General features: G+C 52.6%; 14 protein-coding genes and 1 riboswitch. Of the genes, 5 read left to right on the forward strand and 9 right to left on the reverse strand.

What is annotated here, in order from left to right; translation table 11 throughout:
- Positions 1-7: 7 nt before the first annotated feature.
- The 6 genes from thiH to EFA69_RS13800 all read right to left on the reverse strand — a co-directional run bounded on the left by thiH (position 8) and on the right by EFA69_RS13800 (position 6,678).
- Entirely contained in the window at positions 8-1,141 is a 1,134-nt protein-coding gene (gene thiH / locus EFA69_RS13775) for a 2-iminoacetate synthase ThiH (RefSeq protein ID WP_123133695.1), read from the reverse strand.
- A gap of 162 nt (positions 1,142-1,303) precedes the next feature.
- Positions 1,304-2,077, reverse strand: a complete 774-nt coding sequence (locus EFA69_RS13780; protein WP_123133696.1) for a thiazole synthase — start codon at positions 2,075-2,077, stop codon at positions 1,304-1,306.
- Between the two features lies 1 nt (position 2,078).
- Positions 2,079-2,735: a thiamine phosphate synthase gene (locus tag EFA69_RS13785; protein WP_123133697.1), complete on the reverse strand. Its 657-nt coding sequence runs from the start codon at positions 2,733-2,735 to the stop codon at positions 2,079-2,081.
- 198 nt (positions 2,736-2,933) lie between these two features.
- Positions 2,934-4,805, reverse strand: a complete 1,872-nt coding sequence (gene thiC / locus EFA69_RS13790; RefSeq protein ID WP_123133698.1) for a phosphomethylpyrimidine synthase ThiC — start codon at positions 4,803-4,805, stop codon at positions 2,934-2,936.
- Positions 4,806-4,817: 12 nt separating this feature from the next.
- Entirely contained in the window at positions 4,818-5,021 is a 204-nt protein-coding gene (gene thiS / locus EFA69_RS13795; protein ID WP_123133699.1) for a sulfur carrier protein ThiS, read from the reverse strand.
- 74 nt (positions 5,022-5,095) lie between these two features.
- Positions 5,096-5,185, reverse strand: a riboswitch (TPP riboswitch).
- 188 nt (positions 5,186-5,373) lie between these two features.
- Positions 5,374-6,678 carry a DEAD/DEAH box helicase gene (locus tag EFA69_RS13800; protein WP_123133700.1) on the reverse strand — a complete coding sequence of 435 codons (1,305 nt, stop codon included), beginning with the start codon at positions 6,676-6,678 and terminating at the stop codon, positions 5,374-5,376.
- A gap of 380 nt (positions 6,679-7,058) precedes the next feature.
- On the opposite strand from EFA69_RS13800, the gene EFA69_RS13805 reads away from it, so the two are divergent.
- The 4 genes from EFA69_RS13805 to EFA69_RS13815 are packed head-to-tail and all read left to right on the forward strand — an operon-like array spanning position 7,059 to position 9,602.
- Positions 7,059-7,496 carry a hypothetical protein gene (locus tag EFA69_RS13805; protein ID WP_123133701.1) on the forward strand — a complete coding sequence of 146 codons (438 nt, stop codon included), beginning with the start codon at positions 7,059-7,061 and terminating at the stop codon, positions 7,494-7,496.
- An 11-nt stretch (positions 7,497-7,507) separates the two neighbouring features.
- Positions 7,508-8,599: a toxic anion resistance protein gene (locus tag EFA69_RS13810; protein ID WP_148041358.1), complete on the forward strand. Its 1,092-nt coding sequence runs from the start codon at positions 7,508-7,510 to the stop codon at positions 8,597-8,599.
- Positions 8,599-8,775, forward strand: a complete 177-nt coding sequence (locus tag EFA69_RS20335; RefSeq protein ID WP_183906791.1) for a hypothetical protein — start codon at positions 8,599-8,601, stop codon at positions 8,773-8,775. Before EFA69_RS13810 ends, EFA69_RS20335 begins: the two co-directional genes overlap by 1 nt.
- Positions 8,772-9,602 carry a hypothetical protein gene (locus EFA69_RS13815; RefSeq protein WP_123133703.1) on the forward strand — a complete coding sequence of 277 codons (831 nt, stop codon included), beginning with the start codon at positions 8,772-8,774 and terminating at the stop codon, positions 9,600-9,602. The genes EFA69_RS20335 and EFA69_RS13815 overlap by 4 nt, the downstream gene beginning before the upstream one ends.
- Positions 9,603-9,651: 49 nt before the next feature.
- Here the strand turns inward: EFA69_RS13815 and EFA69_RS13820 are convergent, their stop codons facing one another.
- The 3 genes from EFA69_RS13820 to EFA69_RS13835 form a co-directional block, all read right to left on the reverse strand.
- The gene (locus tag EFA69_RS13820; RefSeq protein ID WP_123133704.1) at positions 9,652-10,698 is read right to left on the reverse strand and encodes a COX15/CtaA family protein; all 1,047 of its coding nucleotides are present in this window, start codon (positions 10,696-10,698) and stop codon (positions 9,652-9,654) included.
- A gap of 179 nt (positions 10,699-10,877) precedes the next feature.
- Entirely contained in the window at positions 10,878-15,011 is a 4,134-nt protein-coding gene (locus EFA69_RS13830; protein WP_123133706.1) for a chemotaxis protein CheB, read from the reverse strand.
- A 39-nt stretch (positions 15,012-15,050) separates the two neighbouring features.
- Positions 15,051-16,607: a GAF domain-containing protein gene (locus tag EFA69_RS13835; protein ID WP_123133707.1), complete on the reverse strand. Its 1,557-nt coding sequence runs from the start codon at positions 16,605-16,607 to the stop codon at positions 15,051-15,053.
- A gap of 807 nt (positions 16,608-17,414) precedes the next feature.
- On the opposite strand from EFA69_RS13835, the gene EFA69_RS13840 reads away from it, so the two are divergent.
- A complete protein-coding gene (locus EFA69_RS13840; protein WP_183906792.1) occupies positions 17,415-20,891 on the forward strand; it encodes a T9SS type A sorting domain-containing protein in 3,477 nt (1,158 codons plus the stop codon).
- Positions 20,892-20,941 lie beyond the last annotated feature (50 nt).

The following is a 20,941-nucleotide window of genomic DNA, read 5'->3' on the forward strand; positions in this document are numbered from 1 at the left end:
ATCTAGATTACTTTACTTGAAAGGAACGGTCCCAGTCTTTCCAGACAGGCTCATAGCCTTGGCGGCGAATCATTTGGGCAATTTCCTGGGGTGAGCGTTCATCAGAGATCTCAAACTGCTCCAGTGATTGTGGCTCCACGGCATAGCCGCCGGGGTTAGTTTTGGAACCTGCGCTAATGCTGGTGATCCCCAGTTTGATGACATGGTCACGGAAGCGTTCACTTTCGCGGGTGGAGAGGGAGAGTTCCACTTCTTCTTTCAGCAGACGGTAAGCGCAGATCAATTGCACCAGTTCCTTGTCCGTCATGTAGGTGTTGAAACTCTTCAAAGCGCTTTGTTCTGAGGTGCCTACCTCAATAGGCCTTAGCCGGGGGAAAGAGATGCTGTACTTTGTCTGCCAATAGGTTTTCTCCAGATAGTCCAGGTGCAGGGCGGTGTAGAAGCAGTCGGTGCGCCAGTCTTCCAGGCCTATGAGTACACCAAGCCCCATTTTGTAGATTCCTGCTTTGCCTAAGCGGTCTGGCGTACTGAGCCGGTAAGAAAAGTTTGACTTCTTGCCTTTGGGGTGATGCAGCTTGTAGTTCTCCTGGTGGTAGGTTTCCTGGTACACCAGCACCGTATGCAGCCCTGCCTCCATGAGCACTTCATACGCATCCTGATCCAGTGGCTGCACCTCCATGGAAATATGCGCGAAATGAGGCCTGATCAGTTCAATGGCATTCTTCAGGTAAGGAACGCCTACGGTGTGGTTGGCTTCGCCCGTCACCAGCAACACATGATCATAGCCCATCTCCTTCAGTACCGCTACCTCTTGCAGAATCTCAGTATCGGTGAGGGTGCGGCGCGGGATCTTATTGTCCAGGCTGAAGGCGCAGTAAGTGCAGATATTCTGGCATTCATTGGAAAGGTAAAGGGGCGCGTACATCTGTAAAGTTTTCCCAAACCGTTTTTGGGTTGCCAGGTGGCTCAGCTGGGCCATCTGCTCCAGGTAAGTCAAGGCGGCAGGGGAAACCAGCGCCTTAAAGTCCTCCAAAGAGCGTTTAGGTTTAAGCAAAGCACGTTCTACATCTGCGGCGGTTTTGCTGTAGATGCTGCGCTTCACCTCATCCCAGGAGTATTGATGAAAAACTGATTCAAACACAGACTTTTAATTAAGAATTAGGAATTAGAAATTAAGAATTAAGGCAGTACCTTTTGAGCTAGATGAGTCAAACTATCTGTGGTATGTCCCCCTTCAAAGGAGGACGGAATGCGTGCAGATCTAAACCACATCTAAACTCTGCTTCTAATTCAGGGCTTTTGATTAATCAAGAAATGCAGTTAAAGGACTGCTGGCTTCGGCATGGGAGCGGGGTTGGGCTAGCTTGGCCTCGTAAGCCATTCTTCCGGCCTCCACGGCCAGTTTAAAGGCCTGCGCCATTTTAACAGGGTCTTCAGATACGGCAATGGCTGTGTTCACCAGTACAGCATCTGCGCCTAGTTCCATGGCTTCTGCGGCGTGGGAGGGAGCGCCAATGCCGGCGTCTACCACCACGGGTATTTTGCTTTGCTCAATGATGATTTCCAGCAGATCACGGGTGCGCAGGCCTTTGTTGGAGCCGATGGGGGCACCCAAAGGCATTACCGCTGCGGTGCCGGCTTCCTCCAGATGCTTGCAAAGAACCGGGTCCGCGTGGATGTAGGGCAGCACAATGAAGTCCAGCTTTACCAGTTCTTCGGCGGCTTTGAGGGTTTCAATAGGGTCTGGTAACAGGTACTTAGGGTCTGGATGGATTTCCAGTTTCAGCCAGTTGGTCTCCAGAGCCTCACGGGCAAGTTGCGCCGCAAAGATGGCTTCTTTGGCGGTGCGAACGCCGGAGGTGTTGGGCAGCAAGTTAAACTGCGCATGGGACAGATGGCTGAGGATATCATCCTGGTCGTCGGCCAGGTCTACTCTTTTAAGAGCCACGGTGACCAGCTCAGAACCAGAAGCCAACAGAGCTTCCTGCATGGTGGCCGAGGAATGAAACTTGCCCGTTCCCGTAAACAGGCGGGACTGGAACGTTTTATCTGCTATGGTAAGGGGAGAAGAGAACATCTTACGCTTGTGTGAATGGGTGAGTAGTAGTTGATTCTTCCAAAGCTTGCCACAACGCCTGCACAGCTGCGGCCGCGTTATCGCTTTTGTTGATGACCGAGGATACCGCAATACCGTGCAGACCCGCTGCGAGCAAATCAGGGACATCTGCGGCGGTTACCCCGCCAATGGCAAGGAGGGGCTGCGTAATTCCGGCTGCGCGGCACCGGGAAATAATCTTCTGATAGCCTTCTAAGCCCAAAATTGGGCTCAGCTTCTCTTTGGTGCTGGTAAACCGGAAGGGCCCTACCCCAACGTAGTCAACGCCGGCCGCCGCATGCATCTGAATATCTTCGAAGGTGTTGGCTGTACCGCCAATGATCATACCTGGGCCAAGTTGCTTCCGGGCTTCCTTAGTAGACATATCCTGTAAGCCAAGGTGTATACCGTCTGCTCCAATTTCCTGCGCCAGGGCAACATTGTCATTGATGATCAGCTTGGCTCCGTAGTGTTGGCAAACTGCCTGTGTATCCAGGGCTTCCTGTCTCCAATGATCTGGGGAAACATTTTTTAGGCGCAGCTGAACCCAATGCACGCCTGCGGCACAGGCTCTGGCCGCTAACTGGGCATGCGTGTAGCCCGCAATATCTTGGGTGATGTAGTGAAGTCTGGAAATCATGGTCTAGTAAAAAGTGTCCCTTTAACGAAGGCAAAAGGAAATTTAGGTCATCTTCAGGATTGTCAATTTCAGGCGTGAGCGCTTGCTGGTGTTACTAGGTGTCTGAAAAGAAAGCGCTCTTCTGAGAGGCCGTTTAGGGGCTCTTTTTCCAAAAACAGCCCCTAAACGGTGATCTTGAAAACAGGCGTCTGCTACTCTTTACAGATACACTTCGCTGCCTTTTTCCTTGAATTCAGAAGCTTTCACCTCCATGCCTTTCTCCAGGGCGGCATCTGCTTCCATCCCCAGTTTATCGGCGTAGTCACGTACGTCCTGGGTGATTTTCATGGAGCAGAAGTGAGGCCCGCACATAGAGCAGAAGTGCGCGATTTTAGCACCTTCGGCGGGTAGGGTTTCGTCATGGAACTCGCGGGCAGTGTCGGGGTCCAGCGACAGGTTGAACTGGTCTTCCCAGCGGAACTCAAACCGGGCTTTGCTCAGGGCATTGTCGCGGTATTGAGCACCAGGATGGCCTTTGGCTAAATCGGCGGCGTGGGCGGCAATTTTGTAGGTGATCACGCCGTCTTTCACGTCTTTCTTGTTAGGCAGGCCCAGGTGTTCTTTAGGGGTTACATAGCAAAGCATGGCGGTACCGTACCAACCGATCATGGCCGCGCCAATGGCCGAGGTGATGTGATCATATCCCGGAGCAATGTCGGTGGTAAGGGGGCCGAGGGTGTAGAACGGAGCTTCGTCGCAGTGTTCCAGTTGCTTCTCCATGTTCTCCTTGATCAGGTGCATGGGTACATGGCCCGGGCCCTCAATCATCACCTGCACATCATGCTTCCAGGCAATTTTAGTCAGTTCGCCCAGGGTTTCCAGCTCGGCGAACTGAGCGGCGTCATTGGCATCGGCGATAGAGCCGGGGCGCAGACCGTCTCCCAGCGAGAAAGACACATCATAAGCCTTCATGATCTCGCAGATTTCCTCAAAGTGCGTGTACAGGAAGTTCTCTTTGTGGTGCGCCAGACACCATTTGGCCATAATACTGCCGCCGCGGGACACAATGCCGGTCACGCGCTTAGCCGTCAGCGGAATGTAGCGCAACAGCACACCCGCGTGAATGGTGAAGTAGTCCACGCCTTGTTCAGCCTGTTCAATGAGCGTATCCCGGAAGATCTCCCAGGTAAGGTCTTCGGCTTTGCCTTTTACTTTCTCTAAAGCTTGATAAATGGGCACAGTGCCCACCGGAACCGGACAGTTGCGGATGATCCACTCGCGGGTTTCATGGATGTTCTTGCCCGTGGAAAGATCCATGAGGGTATCTCCGCCCCAGCGGCAGCTCCAGACGGCTTTCTCCACTTCTTCCTCAATGCTGGAAGAAACCGCCGAGTTACCGATGTTGGTGTTGATCTTCACCAGGAAGTTACGGCCAATGATCATGGGCTCACTTTCCGGGTGGTTGATGTTGGCTGGGATAATGGCTCTGCCCGCGGCAATCTCCTGGCGCACGAACTCCGGCGTAATGTAACTGCGCGGCGTATTGGCCCCAAAACTGTTCCCCGCATGTTGCTGCCAGAGCGTGTGGTCATTCTTCAGCTCGTCTATGCGCTGATTTTCCCGGATGGCCACGTATTCCATTTCGGCGGTGATGATTCCCTGGCGGGCATAATGCAACTGCGTTACGTTATGCCCGGCTTTGGCGCGGTATGGGGGCTGAATGTGCTCAAAGCGCAACGAGTCTAACGTAGGATCTGCGGCGCGCATACGGCCATAGTCTGAGGATAGCGCAGCCAGCTGCTCCACGTCTTGCCGGGCATTGATCCAGGGCTCGCGCAGCCGGGGCAGGCCTTTTTGGAGGTCTACTTCATAGTTAGGGTCTGTGTAAGGGCCGCTGGTGTCATACACGGTCACGGGGGCATTCACTTCCCTGCGCTCACCGCCAATGACTTTGGAAACGGTGTCATTGAGCGAGATCTCCCGCATGGCCACCTGTATGGGGTGCAGTTGGCCGGGTACAAATACCTTGCGGGAATTAGGCAGGGGAGTACGGGTAATCACCTGCCGGTCTGGGGTTTTTTCCTCTTTCATGGCTGTTCTAGCTTAACCACCTTGCGTGGCCTGAATAATGGTTACTTTGTCGTTTTCTTGCAAGGGGTAGGTAGACCAGGTGCTCCTGTGAACAATCTGTTGATTGACCGCAACGGCAATGCCTTTCTTCTCCGCGAACCGGAGCTCAAGCAGTAGGCCAGACAAGGAAGTGCCCGAGGTAAACGGGACTAGTTGATTGTTGACAGAAATTAGCATGGCAGATTTACCTACATGTAAATGGGTACACCAATGCTTTAAGAGGCAGGAAATGGCAGAATGCCGGATGTGAAATACGGTAGCACACTTTTCCCTTCGCAGGCATTATCCTGTTCAGGTTCCAAGGGTATCATCTCAGCCTTTCGGCACCCCTAAAGCGTTTCAAACGTATGGATTTTTTATTCTGAAAACAAAAACTGCTGCCCTTAAATTATTTTCAGGAGCAGCAGTGGGCGTTGGGTAAATACTGTTTGGCGCTGAAATCCCTGCTTGCGTTTAGGGGCTATTTTTGGAAAAAGAGCCCCTAAACGCAAGCAGGCAGCCGGTACCGGGAGTACCGTGAAAGGCCAAATTACATGGCTTTTTCTATTTTTACTTTTTTGCCTTTGAGTTTCTCCTGCCGTAGGAGTTGTACTGCCTGGTCCAGCTTTTTCTTGGCCACGGCCACGTAGGCAGCATTGTCCTGCAACTCAATCTTGCCCAGTTCGGTTTTGTCCAGGCCGCCTTTCTGGAGCATCCAGCCTACAATGTCCACCTTGTTCACTTTGTCTTTCTTGCCGGCGCTGATGTAGATTGTCTCCCAGGGCGAGGGCGGGGGCAGCATAGGTTTGGCAGGCAGCTTTTCAATGGGCGGAATTTTAGTCAGATAAGACGGTTTCTCGCCGGGCTGGAGCAGCAGGTAGCTGGTGCCTTTGGCGTTCATGCGGGCAGTGCGGCCGTTGCGGTGGGTGTAATTGTCCTCATCGGGCACCTGAAAATGCACCACGTATTCCACCTCCGGAATGTCCAGCCCGCGGGCCGCCAGGTCTGTGCTCACCAGCGTACGGTACGTGCCGTTCCTAAATTTCATCAGGACACGTTCACGGTCGGGTTGCTCCATGCCGCCGTGGAAAATGCCGTGCGGTAGGCCTTTGCTTTGCAGGAAGTCGCTCACGGCCTCCACCGTTTCGCGCTGGTTGCAGAACACAATGCTGGGCGCGGTGCCAATGGCGCAGAGAACCCCCAGTAAAGCCTGCTGCTTGTTGCCTTTCTCCACTTCCACGGTTTTCACCTCCAGTGCCGGGGCATTGGCCGCCGCCTGCAGGTAATTAACCGTGATGGGATTTCGGAGCCCAGTGAACGCCGGAATTTCTTCCATGGCCGTAGCCGATACCAGAATGCGCCGCTTCAGACCTTTCAGGTGCCATATAATGGCGCCCATGTCATCTTTAAACCCGTATTCCAGAGATTTGTCAAACTCGTCCAGCACCAATGTCTTGAGGGCCGAAGTCTCAAAGTTCTGCTCCCGCAGGTGATAGGCAATGCGCCCCGGCGTACCTATGAGCAGGGCCGGCGGATTGGCGAGGCTGCGTTTCTCGGGGTTGGTGGCGTGTCCGCCGTAAAGGCAATCTACCTTAAAACCGGTGGCCATGCTCCTGAACACCTGCTCAATCTGTAGCGCCAGCTCGCGGGAAGGCGCCAGCACCAGCGCCTGCACTCCCTTTGCCTCGGGCTGGAGCCGCGGTAGCACAGATAGCAGATAGGCCAGCGTTTTGCCGGAACCGGTGGGGGAGAGCAGCACCACATCGCTTTTCTGGGCCGCCGCCAGGGTGGCTTCCTGCATGGCGTTGAGGTGCGGAATCTTGAGCGACTGCAGGATTCGGATCAATTCGTTCATAGGCAACAGTTAAGTACACGAAGGTACGCCGCTATTTCTGAAATACGGTGGCGGGAGAGTATTTCAGGGCAAAACCGTACTGTCGCTGCGGGTGAACCAGCGGAAGAACCTGCCGTTTAGCGGCTCTTTTTCCGGATTTAGCCCCAAACCAGCCATTGGGGTAAAGCCGGGTTATTATTTCATTGCGTTGATGTTATAATCAGTGCCCAACCACGACTAATATGCAGGAATAGGGCTGCCAGGGAGCGAATGTCGCAATTGGAAGCTACAGACTTGCAGAAGAATTACTATCTTGATTGGGAGAGGAGCGGCAATGCGACACGCATTCGCGTATAGAATGGGGTGATTTCATCGTTCTCAGATAAAACAGCTTACAACCTATGGCATTTTTCTTTGCATTTCTACTGGCCGCATTTTTAGGATATCTCTACGGCTACTACATTAGGCCCAACCAAAAGCTGCGGAAGGCGGTGGAAAAGGTGAAGGCCCAGTGTGTGGCGGCGCTGGAAGAGGGGAGGAAAGGCGTGTACAAAACCATTGTCACAGACCAGCAGAACGCCTCTGAGTTGGTGGTGGAGGTAAAGGAACTGGCCCTTACGCAGGGTGGGCAGGTGAAAGTGCAGTACCTGAACGCCTTCTACAAGAACCCAGAGTTCAGGACCCGCAAAGGCGAGGCGCTGCTGCAGGAAGTACGCGGCCTGCTGGGCGAGTATCTGCCCGCCAGCGAGGTGGAGTGGTATGAAACCGAAGCGCGCCATGCCCGCATCAGAGAGCTGGTGCAAACCATTGACCCTAAACACAGTACCCACTTAAGTTGATAATAGACACCATGGAAAATAACAACGAGATCACTCTGTCAGAGAACAAAGAGCTAGTGCAGCAGAAAGCGCTGGAAATCTCCAAAAGCATAGATCCCTCCAAACCCGAGAGCCTCAGCACCTTTGGCGTAGAGACGCAGCGCAAATTGGGCTATTACTCCAACGAACTGCTTTCTAAAGTGAAAGCCAAAGACTCCGGCGATGCCGGCGAGGCCATCAATGAGCTGTTGGCGCAGATCAACATGATCAAGATTGACGAGACGGAGAAACCCGGTTTCTTCTCGCGCCTGCCGTTCATGAAAAAGATCACCGACAAAACCAAGAAGCTGGCCAGCCAGTACAACACCGTGTCTGAGAACGTAGACGATGTGGTGGTGAAGCTGGAGAAAACCCGCCAGAGCGTCATGAAAGACAGCACCGGGCTGGAGGTCATGTTCAAACAGGTGGTGGAGTACATCCATGAGGTGCGCGCGCTCATTGCCGCCGGCAAGATGAAGATTGAGGAAATAGACACCGAGATCATCCCTAAACTGCGGGCCGAGGTGGAGAGCAGCGGCAACGATGAACTGGTGGTGCAGCGCCTGGCCGATATGGTGGCGTTCAAAGACCGGCTGGAGAAGAAAGTGCATGATTTCACGCTTTCGCACACCATTGCCACGCAGTCTATGCCGCAGATCCGCATGATCCAGACCACCAATGAAGTGCTGGCGCAGAAGATCCAGAACTCCATTGTGACCGTGATCCCGGTGTGGCGCCAGCAGGTGGCCATCGCGCTGGGGCTGGAAAAGCAGCGCAAGGCCCTGGAGATTCAGAAGAAAGTCACGGATACCACCAATGAGATGCTCATGAAGAACTCCCAGATGCTCAAGACCAACGTGGTCACGGCGGCGCAGGAAAATGAGCGCGGCATTGTGGACGTGGACACGCTCAAGAAAGTAAATAAAGACATGGTGGAGACGCTGGATGCCGTGCTCAAGATCTCTGAGGAAGGCCAGCGCAAACGCGCCGAGGCAGTGAAAGAGCTGGCGCAGGTGCAGGAGGAACTCAGCAGTAAAATTGTGGGTGCCCTGGGTACCAAATCCAAAAGAATTGAAACCGAATAATGGCCCATACTTCCCCCACCGGTACAGATCTGAACGCCATCCTCACACAGGAGCAGGATGCGCTCTTGGATCTGTACCTGCAAAACCTGGACAACTTCTTTGAGAATCAGAAAAACGCTGAGAAGATTCAGGTAGAAATTGAGACGCAGCACCTTAAAAAGATACTGTCTGAATGATGGATTTCATGCGCTCCCTGTTTGGGAGGAAAGAAGAGACGGGCAGCAGAAAAGTGGTGGGCGCTCCGGCCGATTTCGGGTTGCAGGAGGTGGCATACATGCAGGAATCCAATAGGCGGCTTAGTCAGTTGCAGGAACTCTCCACGCGCTTTGCCGGAACGCCGCACGCCCCCAAAATGAAGGCGGTGTATGAGAAGTCCCGCAACATCCATGCGTATCTGGTGTCGCGTAAGAAAGTGCATGAACTGGAAATGTTCCACCTCCAGAATACAGACCATTTCATTACCGCGTTCACCGCCATTCTGGATGTGCACCAAAAGCACCAGGACCTGTTGCTGGCCTCTACCCACGGCTCAGAAAAGGTAGAGCCCGCTATGAAAAGCAGCGCGGCGGAGCGCCTGAAACGCTTGGAAAAGGCTGCCACGCTGCCTGATCTGGTAAAGCCCGTGGAGACATCTGTGCAGGTGTACCATGACCGCGGCGCCAAAGCTACCGTGCCCCGCCTCTATGTGCCCGAAATCTCCATCAATACCTTTGAGCGCATTACGTACTATGCTCCCACTAAGGCGGAGGAACTGGTGCCTAAACAGGTAGGGTTCACTTCGTCCAAAGAAGAGAAAGAAGCTTTTCAGGATTTTCTCATGCTGCGGTTGGGGCTTAAGGATGTGTCTTATGTGGGCAACGCGCTGGTGACCATCCCCAACAACAACGGCATCACACCCACCGGACTGGTGCCCGTGCTCCACTGGGAAGGCTTTCTCTATGCCCTCAACCTGAATGACTACCGTCTGTTCCCCGTCAAGATTTACCGTTCCAGCGGAAAATAACGCATCTACTAACCAAGCCGTTTAGGGGCCGTTTTTAGAAAAACGGCCCCTAAACGGCTTGGTTGTTTGGGGCATACGTATACCGTAATTGGTGCACCGTAAGCAAAGTACTGGAGTAGAGAACCACCGCCACCACTTGGTGCAGCACTCCCAAACTTACCGGCACCTGCATTACCAAGGTGGCAATTCCTAAACCCACCTGCACCAATACCACCAGCAGCAGAACCTGAATAGTGTGTTTCGTACGCAGCGATATTGCCGCTGACCGGCTCATGAACCAGAACCGCAGGAACAGGAGCAGCACCAGCATGGCTACCCAACGGTGCACAAACTGCATGAGCGACCCGTTTTCCATGAAATTGCCCCAGGTGAGGATTTCGCCCAGCACAGATGGGAAGAACTCGTGATTCATGAGCGGGAAGGTGTTGTAATAGAACCCCGCCTTGAGGCCGGCCACAAATGCGCCTAAAACAATCTGTACCAGCACCGCGCCCAGCAGCCAATAAGAGAAGCGGGTTAAAGAGGTGGCGAAGTGTTGCCGTTGGTCATGTTTAAGCCGCAGGTCAGCCACTGTCCAAAGGATGGTGCCGATGAGCGCCAGAGCCAAACAGAAATGGGCAGCCAGCCGGTAATGGCTCACGTGGGGGTTGTCTACCAGTCCGCTTTTCACCATGAACCACCCCATGGCACCCTGGAGCATCCCCAGGAACAGAATGAACAGCAGCCGCTTGAGCAGCCAGTCCTTGAGCCTTTTCTGGAGCAGAAACACCCCGAACGGAATGAGAAAAACAATGCCTATGACCCGGCCCAGGAGACGGTGCAGGTACTCCCACCAGAAGATCTGTTTAAAGCCCGCCAGGCTCATGCTGTAGTTCACTTTCTGGAACTCAGGAAATTGCTGGTATTGCCAGAACGCTTTCTGCCAGGCTTCTTCAGAGAGCGGCGGCAGCGTGCCGGAGATGACGTTCCATTCCACAATGGAAAGGCCGGAACCCGTTAACCGGGTAATGCCCCCAATAACCACCATGGCCAGAATGAGAAAAGCGCCCGTGAGGAGCCAGTACTGTATGCTTTTGGTATTGCTTGCGGTATGCATGTGTCCAGAGAAATAAGGCAAAACTCTGGAAAAGGGCAGGAGGAATCAGTGACCAATCTCATCCCTAAAGATGACCTGCGTCAGTTTCTGGGAATGGAGACGGATGAAAAGGAACGTGATTCGTTTTTGCGTTTAGGGGCTCTTTTTCCAAAAAGAGCCCCTAAACGCAAATTACAGCTTTAATTAAGACTGCTGAAAGGGAAGCGGTTGGTGTTGAAGTATACTTTAAAGGTAGTGCCTTCACCCAGCGTGCTTTCTACCTCAATTTTGCCGCCTGCGTTGTTGATGATCTTTCTCACCATGTAAAGGCCAATGCCAGACCCGTCTACGTGGTCATGGAAGCGCTGGAACATAGAGAAAAGCTGTTCCTTTTGCTCCGGACTTAGCCCCAGACCATTGTCCTGCACGCGCAATACCACAAACTCGTCCTCTTTTTTGCAGGAAAGCTTGATGTGGACCGTGCGTTCTGGGGAGCGGTATTTCACGGCGTTGGAAAGCAAGTTGTAGACAATGCTCCGGAGGTTCTTTTCAGAGAAGGAGATGTAGGGGCAGGCGGCAATGTCAAGATCTATCTTGGCCTGCGCTTCCTTGAGCATAGGCTCCAGGTCAAGGGTGACGTCTTGTATCAGCTGGGCCAGGTCTATGGTGCTGACTTCGGTGGTGTTGTGCTCGTTCTGTAGTTTGGTGATCTCGGTGAGGTTGCCAATGGTTTTCTTGAAACGCTCCACCGCGCCCTGCATCATGTTCATGATCTGCTGCACGTCTACCATCTCATACTCTTCCTGCGGCAGCTCTACCTGCAACTCACGCAAAAGCGCCTCTATGTTATGGATAGGGGCCTTTAAGTCATGCGAGGCGGTGTACACGAAATTGTCCAGGTCATCAATCACGCGCAGCAGGTGGGCGTTGGTTTCCTTCAGCTTCAGCTGGGTGTCTTTGAGGTCTGAGAGATCAATGAACGAGCCCAACACGCGGTACGGCATCTGGTACTCGTTGTGCAGGATGTAGGCGCGGTTGTAGACAAAGGCGTACGTGCCGTCTGCCCTAATCAGCTTGAACTCCTCCACCCATTGGTCCTGGCCCGTGTTGATGGCTTCATTGATACTCTGCACCACGCGTTGCCGGTCCTCTGGGTGGATTTTGCTGAACCAGCTGTTCACGCCGGTGCCCATTTGGGCGGGTTCATAGCCTAAGATGCTTTTGAGGGTGTCACTCCACCACAGTTCATTGGAGATGAGGTTCCAGTCCCAGATGACGTCATTGGTAGCCATGGACACCAGCCGGAAGCGGTCTTGGCTGGCGGTTAGTTCCTGGGTTCTCTCGGCCACCCGTAGCTCCAGCTCGCTGTTGAGTTTGAGCAGGTTTTCCTCAGCTTTCTTGAGGTCTTCATAGGCCAGCAGGATTTTCTCCTCGCTGTTTTTCTTCTCGGTGGTGTCGGCCATGGTGAGGGTTAAGCCATCGCCCATTTTGGCGGCGGCAATCTCATACCAGTTGCGCTGGCCGTTCAGTTCCAGGCTCTGCTCTATGTGCAAAGGCTGACCGGTTTCCACCACCTGCATGAATTTACGGAACAGCCCCGTTTTCTTGAGGAAGGACATCTCAGACTGCACACTTTGGTGCAGCAGTTGCTCCTGGGGTTTGCCAATGAGCTGCTCGGCCTGCTTGTTGAGCAGGCTCCAGTTGAAATCAGTGATTTCCTGCTCCTGGTTACGCACCGCCGTAAAGGCCATGATGCTGCTCAGGGAACTGTTCAGGACTCCCTGCACCACATTGCTGAGGGTTTTAAGGGTGGTCACCTCCACAAAGCTGAGCACTACGCCGTCTTTGTTGCCGTCATGCTTCAGGTAGGGGATAATGCGCAGCAGGAAATATTTGCCGTCCATGGTTTCTATCTCCTGCTCAATCTCTGCTGAGGTGTTGTTCACCTTCTGGATGTCCTCGAGCCAGCGGGTGTACTTGAAGTTGTGCGACAGGTGATGGATGGGCCTGCCCAGATCAATGTCAATGATGTTGATGAGCTCTTTCACGTTGGGCATGAACTTCCTGATGACCAGATGGTGGTCCAGGAACAGCTGCCCAATGTTGGAGCTCCGGATGTAGTTGTCCAGGTCCTCGTTGAGTTCCTGCAGCTCTTTTATCTTGAGCTGGTGCTCAGAGTTTACCGTGTGCAGCTCCTCATTGAGGGATTGCATCTCCTCATTGGAGCTTTGCAATTCCTCATTGGAAGACATAAGCTCCTCATTGGTAGACTGCAATTCTTCATTGGAGGTACTCAGGTCCTGTACGGTGAGGTGCAGGCTTTCACGGGCCTCCTTCAGTTCCGCCTCCAGTACCGACAGCTGGTGGTAGTAATCTGTGTCTGCCTGTGTGACCAGAGAAGGCTCCAGGGTTTTGAGCGAGGGACTTAGTTTGCCCATTTCCTGCAGCAGCACCAAAATAACCTTGGGCAGGTCTTTTTCCACTGAAATGGGTTTGACCGTAAGGTGCACCAACTGGTTTTTAGTACCCATCTTCACCATCACCTGCCTAGACAGGGTTTTAGGGTTTTTCAGTACTTTCCTGATGTCTACGCTCAAGGTCACGGCTAGCTCTTTGGGCACCATTTTGAGCAGGTTCAGCTGCAGGCGCTTCTCAGGAAGTTTGAGGAAGCGGTTGAAATCACCTATGCCGTGCAGTAGCTGGTAGTTGTCGTCTATGTAGAGCCCGGTCATTTTGAGGTCCTCGGCCACGGCGTCCATGAACAGCTCGTTGTACCGTAGTACCTGGGTATTGCGGTAGTTGGGGCTGCCTTCGTCTGAGAGTGCCCGCGTGTGCTGCGTTACCCCATAGGTTTGTTGAAAGCCTTTGCTTTCCTTCACCTTCTGGAAGAGTTTCCATTTGCGGTTACGCTCCACAAAAAGAGATTTGAGGTCGCTCACCAGATGCTCGCTGGGCCCCAGAAACAGGAAGCCGTGCAGCTTTAACGCGTACGGGAACACAGACAGTACCTTTTTCTGCAGGTCAGGATTAAGGTAGATGAGCATGTTGCGGCACGAGATTAAGTCTATGCGGCTGAACGGCGGATCCTTCTGGAGATCATGTTGCGCAAATACCACCAGCTTGCGCAATTCTTCTTTGATGATATAGCGGTTGCTTTTGTGGTGGAAGAAGCGCTGGAGCCGGTCTTCAGACACATCCTTGGTAATGGAAGCAGTATAGGTCCCTTTGGAGGCCTGCTTAATGGCCCGCTGGTCAATGTCTGTGGCAAACAGCTTTACGTGCGGCTCACGTCCCATGCGCTCAAAGCATTCCTGAAACAGGATGGCAATGGAATAGACTTCCTCGCCGGTACTACAGGCGGTAACCCACACTTTGATGGTTTCTTCCGGCGGCGTTTGGGCTATAATCTGAGGGATCACTTCCTGTTCCAGCGTCTCGAAGGCTTCGGGGTCGCGGAAAAAACGGGTTACCCCAATCAGAAATTCCTGGCAGAGCTGCTTGATTTCGGCCGGGTTCTCATGGATGTAGTTCAGGTAATCGGGTAGGGTGGGTACATTGAGCAAATCCACCCGCTTTTTGAGGCGGCGGTAAATAGTGCCCTGCTTGTAGTTCTTGAAATTGGTCTGGGTATGGGTGCAAATAAGGTCCAGGATTTCCTGCAACACCTCATCATTCTCTTCTAAGCTATTATTCCGCTCAATTATGGTCTGTACCAGCGGGATTTGGCGGGTGTATTCCAGAATTTCATTGGGCATACGTTCAGGGGGAAAAACATAATCAACAAAACCAGCGTCAATGGCGCTTCTGGGCATGCCGTCAAACTTGGCGGTGGATGGGTCTTGCACCATCACCATGCCTCCGGCAGCCTTAATCATTTTCACGCCTTTGGTGCCGTCTGTGCCCGTCCCGGACAAGATAATGCCTATGGCGTAGCGGCCAAGGTCATTGGCCAGGGATTCAAAGAAAACATCTATGGCGAAATTGGGCTCCCGGTTCCTGATCTGGTCTGTCAGGCGAAGGCGCCCGTTCCGGATGGTCAATTGTTTGCCGCTGGGCAACACATAGATGCAATTGGGGCGGGTAGCCATTTTATCTTCGGCTTCCTGCACCCGCATTTTGGTGTGTTTCGTGAGCAGCTCGGCCATAAGACTCTTGTGGTCTGGCGAGAGGTGCTGGATAATGACAAAGGAAAAGCTTGAATTATTGGGGAAATGGTCAAAGAGTTTATGGATCGCTTCCAGTCCGCCAGCAGATGCGCCTATCCCAATGAGGTAGTGATCTGTTTTTGGGAGTATGTCTGGTTGTTGTACGCGTACCATAGGCAAATGACTCATTCTTCAAAATTCAATAGTAAAACAGGCAATGGTGCCTTCTCAGTACCTGTCTTTGATTATTTTTTCCAGTACAGCGCTCCGCAAGGTCTCAGCGGCCTCCACTTCCTCAGCCAGCCATGGCAACGATGTGTGCTTAACCGTCTGCTGGTAAATAGCAAAAGAATTACGCGGATGGTACGTTTTGCCATCTGGCTCCATCTGGATGGCCTGGTCTGGATTACCGCCCCAACTGATGGTCTGGAGCACTTCTGGCCGGAAGCCAAGAATGTACTCGCCCTGCTCTGCGTTGATGGGCAAGGCAATGAGGCCGCTGGCCAGCTCTTTGTAATCACGGGCCCGTACATATTGGTTGGGCAGTGAATCTGTGGCGTAACTCCGTTCGGTTTTATTTCGGCGGAGCCAGTAAATGAGCTCCTTCAGGTCCTGTGCAGAGGGTACGGAGCCGCTCGTCCATACGCCGCCTTCGTATAACACGGCTGCGCCTGATAGGTTTAGGAGCGTTGCCAGACTTGTGTTTCCGGTTAAAAGTCCATCGGCGAAGTTGGGGATGGTGTATAGCTGTTCCAGCAATTGGGCATGGATACCGCTTAAACGCGCCTTTCGCTCAATGGAGTTCTCGCGCTCCTTAGAGGCTAACTGCGCAGAGATAATGCCCGACAGCAACTCCAGCGCCGACCGCATCTCATAGCCGGGGTTTTTAGGCGTTTTGTTGTGGCAGGAGATGAGGCCCCACAGTTTGTTGTCAATGATCAACGGTAATGACATAGAGGCCTGAATCTTCAGGTTACCCAAATACTCTAAATGCACGGTAGCCACACTGCGCAGGTTGCACTCAGACAAATCTGTGAAACGCTGGGTAAACGGGTTTATAACAGGGTTTAAGCGGACCGGTGTATAATCGCGCGCCGGGATAAGCCGGTAAGGGTTGCTGAAGTACAGATCTCTGGCCTGTTTGGGCACATCTGAGGCCGGGAACCGGAGGTCCATGAAATCATCCATGTCCTCTTCCTTGGCCTGGCCCACTACAATGCCGTTCCACTGTGGGTCAAACTGGTAGGCGAGCACACGGTCAAAGCCCGTCATGTCCTTGAGGGCCTCCACGGCCAGCTGTGTGATCTGCTGGGTGCTGCGGGCCTGTTTCAGTTGCGACGTGATGTACTTGATCTGCTGGTAGAGCTTCAGGAAAGATTCCTGTTGGGGAGGATTCTGGTTGTCTTCCAGTTCCATGAGCACGTATTCCTCTTTGGGGTGCAGCAGCGCGGTATACGTCACCTCCTTGCCTTGCACCAGAAACGTGAGGCCAAACGGAATCTTCTCTCTGCTTTCAGCTTTCTGTAGTTTATCCTGGAGGTCCTCCAGTTGCTGTGCCGGAAGAAATTTGGCAATGGGTTCATTTAGAATATTGAGGACCTTATCCCCCAGCAATTGCTCGGCATTCTCGCTTACCTGTATCAACCGCAGGTTGGCCTTGTCTAAGGTGAGCAGTACTCCATGAGGCTGAATCAGGTTCACCAGGTGCAGCGGAATGCTGCCGCAGAACTCTGAGTCATAGTTCTTTTCTGGAGTAATACTGATGGGGGCTTGTAAATTTTCCATTGGTGAGGGATTTGTTAGGCAAACGAAATCAAAACGCACAGCGCAGGCGGCTCCTCTGCTGTGTACTAAACGTTGCCAGACCTCCGGAAAAACACGGATCTAAAATAGGTCTGCCAAAGCAAGGTCTTCTACCCAAATGTACGACAGGTTGGGAAACTTCAAAAATAAGGCAATAAGTCAAAGGAGGCGGATAGGGGAAAGAAAGGGAAGAAGAAGAACTGCGGAGACACAAAAATAAGCATACTGTAACCTGTGGTTGAGCTAATACTTACGAAAACAACCGGAGTATTGGATTTTGGAGCGCGCTTCTTCTCCGTTTTCACCTCACAAGTCGTTGCAATGCTTTCGTTCTCCTATGTCAGTTCCAATTGCGTTTAGGGACTGTTTTTCCAAAAATAGCCTCTAAACGCCATTGGAGTGCAATCCCTCTTCTCCGGTCTCACAACAGAAATACATCTGTAACAGGTGGTTCACGCTTAATTGATTATGGATTGAATATTTTATTTCATTTAAAAATACAATTATTGTTGTGCTGGTTTAGGGGGTGAATGATTGAGGATTGAGTTTAAATTCAATAGGAATATTTCTGAAGATGGTAAAGCTTAAATAGCATTGCTGGAGTACAATTTTATGAAATATAAATGTCTATGCAATAGGAGATTGGTGAACTTATGGGTGGCGTTTCTGGTTTGACCAATCAAGATAATTATACCATATAAAATAGTTTGCTAAATATAAATTCACTGTTGCATGTTGATGTCAGGTACTCTTAGAAAAAGGAAAAATCGGCTGTTTGCTTTCTTGCTGGTGTGGACCTCTACTCTTTTTACCAGTTCCCTTTCCTTTGCCCAAAGCTCCTTTACGTATACCATCGGTGATTACCGAACCACATCGGCCGGTACTCTCTCGCAAACCGGAGGAACTGTTGGGGTAGAACAATTAACCGCCCAAGGTGCTTGGGTACCCGCCACATATCCGCTGCCGGTTTCGTCCACTCTGTTTGTGGAGCATGCCGCACAACTTGCCGGACCATTGCAGGTTGGCCAACTTTATCTGGCGCAACAGAAAGAAGTTACAGTCCCATCCGGAAGCTCCCTGCTCACTTCCAATGGCCTCACGGTTGCGGCCGGGGCTGTTTTAACCCATGAAGGGGAGATAGAGAACCGGGGAGTGCTGCAATTGCAGGCCAATGCCCGGCTGGTGATCAAAGCACCTTCTTATCAGGCCACCTCCCTGCTTTGGGCGGGAACTGAGGTGATTGATGCCTCAGCAGAGGTGAGAATTGAGGCGGCGCAGGCAAACGCGCTCCTGTTTAGTGGCAGCCAACTTACTACCCAATCTCACGGGTACTGGTTTGGGAAACTGACGGTGGCGCTGGCACAGACCAGTAACCAGTGGAAATTAACTGATTCAGGAGCACCTTTGGCCGCCCAAACCTTTACCGCTACTCTTCCTGCTTCGTCCTCATTGCTCTTGCTTACCAAAGAGAGCCAAACCCTTTCCTTCGGGCAGGACGTGAACTTAACGGGCGGTACTTATTTTCTTCAGAACCAAAGTGCAGGTACGGCATCTGTGACGGTGGCAGGACAGCTTACCTTGCAGAATGCCACGCTTACATTAAATCAAGCAGCCAGTGCCACCGCCGTTTCTACTGTAGACCTCAAAGGAAATTTAGTGGCCGATGCCACTTCAATGATCAATAACAGCAGCACCGTGAATACCACCGCTACCAGCGGTATCAGGTTTACAGGATCAGCTTGGCAGACTTTGCAGATGGCCGGTACGGTTAACCATGTGTCTTTGGCAGTGAAGCCCGGGGCGATGGTGCGGTTATCTCAGCACCTGCGGCTCAACCCTAGCAACTCGGTTTATGCGGGTATTTTCTCTGTAGAGAATCTGGCATCATTGGATTTTGGAACTGATGCCGCAGGCAACGGATACCAAGTACAGGGCCAGGGCTACTTTAAGCTGGAACAGGGCGGCACCTTGTTCATCACCAGCGCCCAGGGGCTCAATGCCACCGGTGCTGCAGGTAACGTGCAGGTAACCGATGCGCGCCGCACCTTCAGTCAGGTAGCCACCTTTGTGTACAGCGGCAAAGTGCCTCAGCAAACCGGAAACGCCCTAGGCTCTACTTCCAGCGGGAAAGTGATCATCATAGATAATCCCACTACCGTAGCAGTGACCCAGAACATTGGCGTTTCCAGCAGTACTACTGTTTCAACTTTGGGAGCAAGGTTGGAAATACGGCAAGGTACTCTTATCGCGTCGCCCACGGCAGACATTACCGGGGCCGGTAAATTGGTCATGAGCGGTGGAACCTACCAAGTGGCTGCCAATACCAACGTTCCGCAATTGTCAGGGGCCTATGAGCTTACCGGAGGTACGGTTGAATTGGTAGGAGAGGAGCAAATCTTGAGAGGGAAAACCTACCATAAAGTCATTATTGGCGGAAGTAGCGCTCCCAAAAGTATTTCTTCCACCACAACCATCAACCAGAACATCAGCATTCTGCCTAATGCCGTTCTGGACATCAGTAACAAAGCCTTGAAAGGCGACGGTGGTTTAACCATGACGGGCGGCCTGCTCAGAATCAGTAAGACCTCCAACTCCCAACCAGAACTGACCGGGAAGAATGATGCCTATAAGTTAACAGGCGGAACAGTGGAGTTTTACGGTTCTATCAACGGGCAAACGCAGAGCATCAGGGGAACTTACGGCAGCTCGCAGAAGATCACTTACCACCATCTCCTGTTAACGGCCGCTGAAGCGAACACCTTGAATGATCAGGGCAATCACCTGATCAGTGCGAACCTGGATGTGTCCGGAACCATGACCGTTACGGCTCCGGCGGTGTTGCAGCTGGCCAGTAACCGTGCCATTGGCGGTACCGGAAACTTTGTGCTGGAAGCGGGGGCTACGTTGCTGTACGGTTCGGCGCAGGGTATTAAGATGAGCGGAACAGGCACCCAGGACGGAAACATCCGCGTAAGCGGTACCCGGTCCTTCTCTTCGCAAGGGAATTACGGCTTTATTGGTCCTGCTGAGATGGTGAGTGGAGATGGCTTGCCTGCCACCGTGGCCAACCTGCAGGTGGCCAAAACCGGTGCCGGCGTAGGAGTTACGCTTTCTAAATCAGTGACGGTAACCAATACCTTCTCGTTGAAAAGCGGTCTCTTCAAAACCGGGAATAATGAACTTTCGCTCGCCAGCCAGGCTGCTACGGCTTTGCAACTGGCAGATTCTACTTTCTACATTGAAGGAAACCTGAGACGGGCGGTGGGCAGTAGCGGTACGTATTCCTTCCCGGTGGGTAATGCGAACGGCAAACGGCAGTTGGATCTGTTATCAATAGGGCTGAGCGGGAATGGTTTTCAGAGCATTAGTGTCAGTTTCAGGCCGCTGACCCACCACCAGGATGCGGATTTACAACCCACGGATGGTGAGTACAGGTACATCCACCTAGAAACGGAAGGGGTCTGGTATGTGGAGCCTAACGCGCAGCCCAGCAGCGGCAGCTTTACTGCCATGGCCTTTTTGCAAGGATTTCCTAATCTGGTGGACAACAAGTTTGCGCTGCTCATCAGGCCTTTGGCCTCCACCAGTGGCCGCGACTGGACCACGGGCGGCGGTGTTCTGGACGCTCCCGGCAAAGACGGAAGAACAGTGACCAGCGGCTACGCCAAACGCAACTTCATCAAGCCCTTCGGGCAGTTGGGTATTGCCAACATGGAAACGGTACTGCCGGTAACGTGGCTTCAGGTAGCGGCCAACCGGACCAAACAACACGTGGAAGTAAAATGGGCAACGGCGACGGAGGTAAACAACGAGAAATTTGTGGTGGAATACGCCCCAGACGGTAAGAACTTTAAAACCGTAGGCGTGGTGGCCGGTGCGGGCAACAGCAATCTGGCCAAGGATTATATATTCCGGCATTTGGCACCTTCCGCCACGACAGGCTATTACCGCATTAAACAGGTAGATTTTGACGGCAAGTTTGAATACAGCAAAACTGTGGCGGTGCAGGCGATTTCCGCCAGTCTGGCGCAGGTAACACTGTATCCCAACCCCAGCCATGATTTTGTATATCTGAGCAATGTCTCCCTGTCTGGAGATGCTTCTGTGGAAATTCTGGATACAAACGGCAGGCGCGTGCTATACACCAAGCCGGTCATGACGGGAGCTACACCGGTAGTGGAAGTGCGGCATCTGCCGGCGGGCACTTATCTGCTGAAGATCCATTCCGGCAAACAGGTCACGCAGCAACGGTTCATGAAGCTGTAGGCATTTAGGGGCTGTTTTTGGAAAAAGAGCCTCTAAACGGAAAAAGGGGA

The sequence above is a fragment of the Rufibacter immobilis genome (genome assembly GCF_003721565.1).
GTDB lineage: Bacteria > Bacteroidota > Bacteroidia > Cytophagales > Hymenobacteraceae > Nibribacter > Nibribacter immobilis.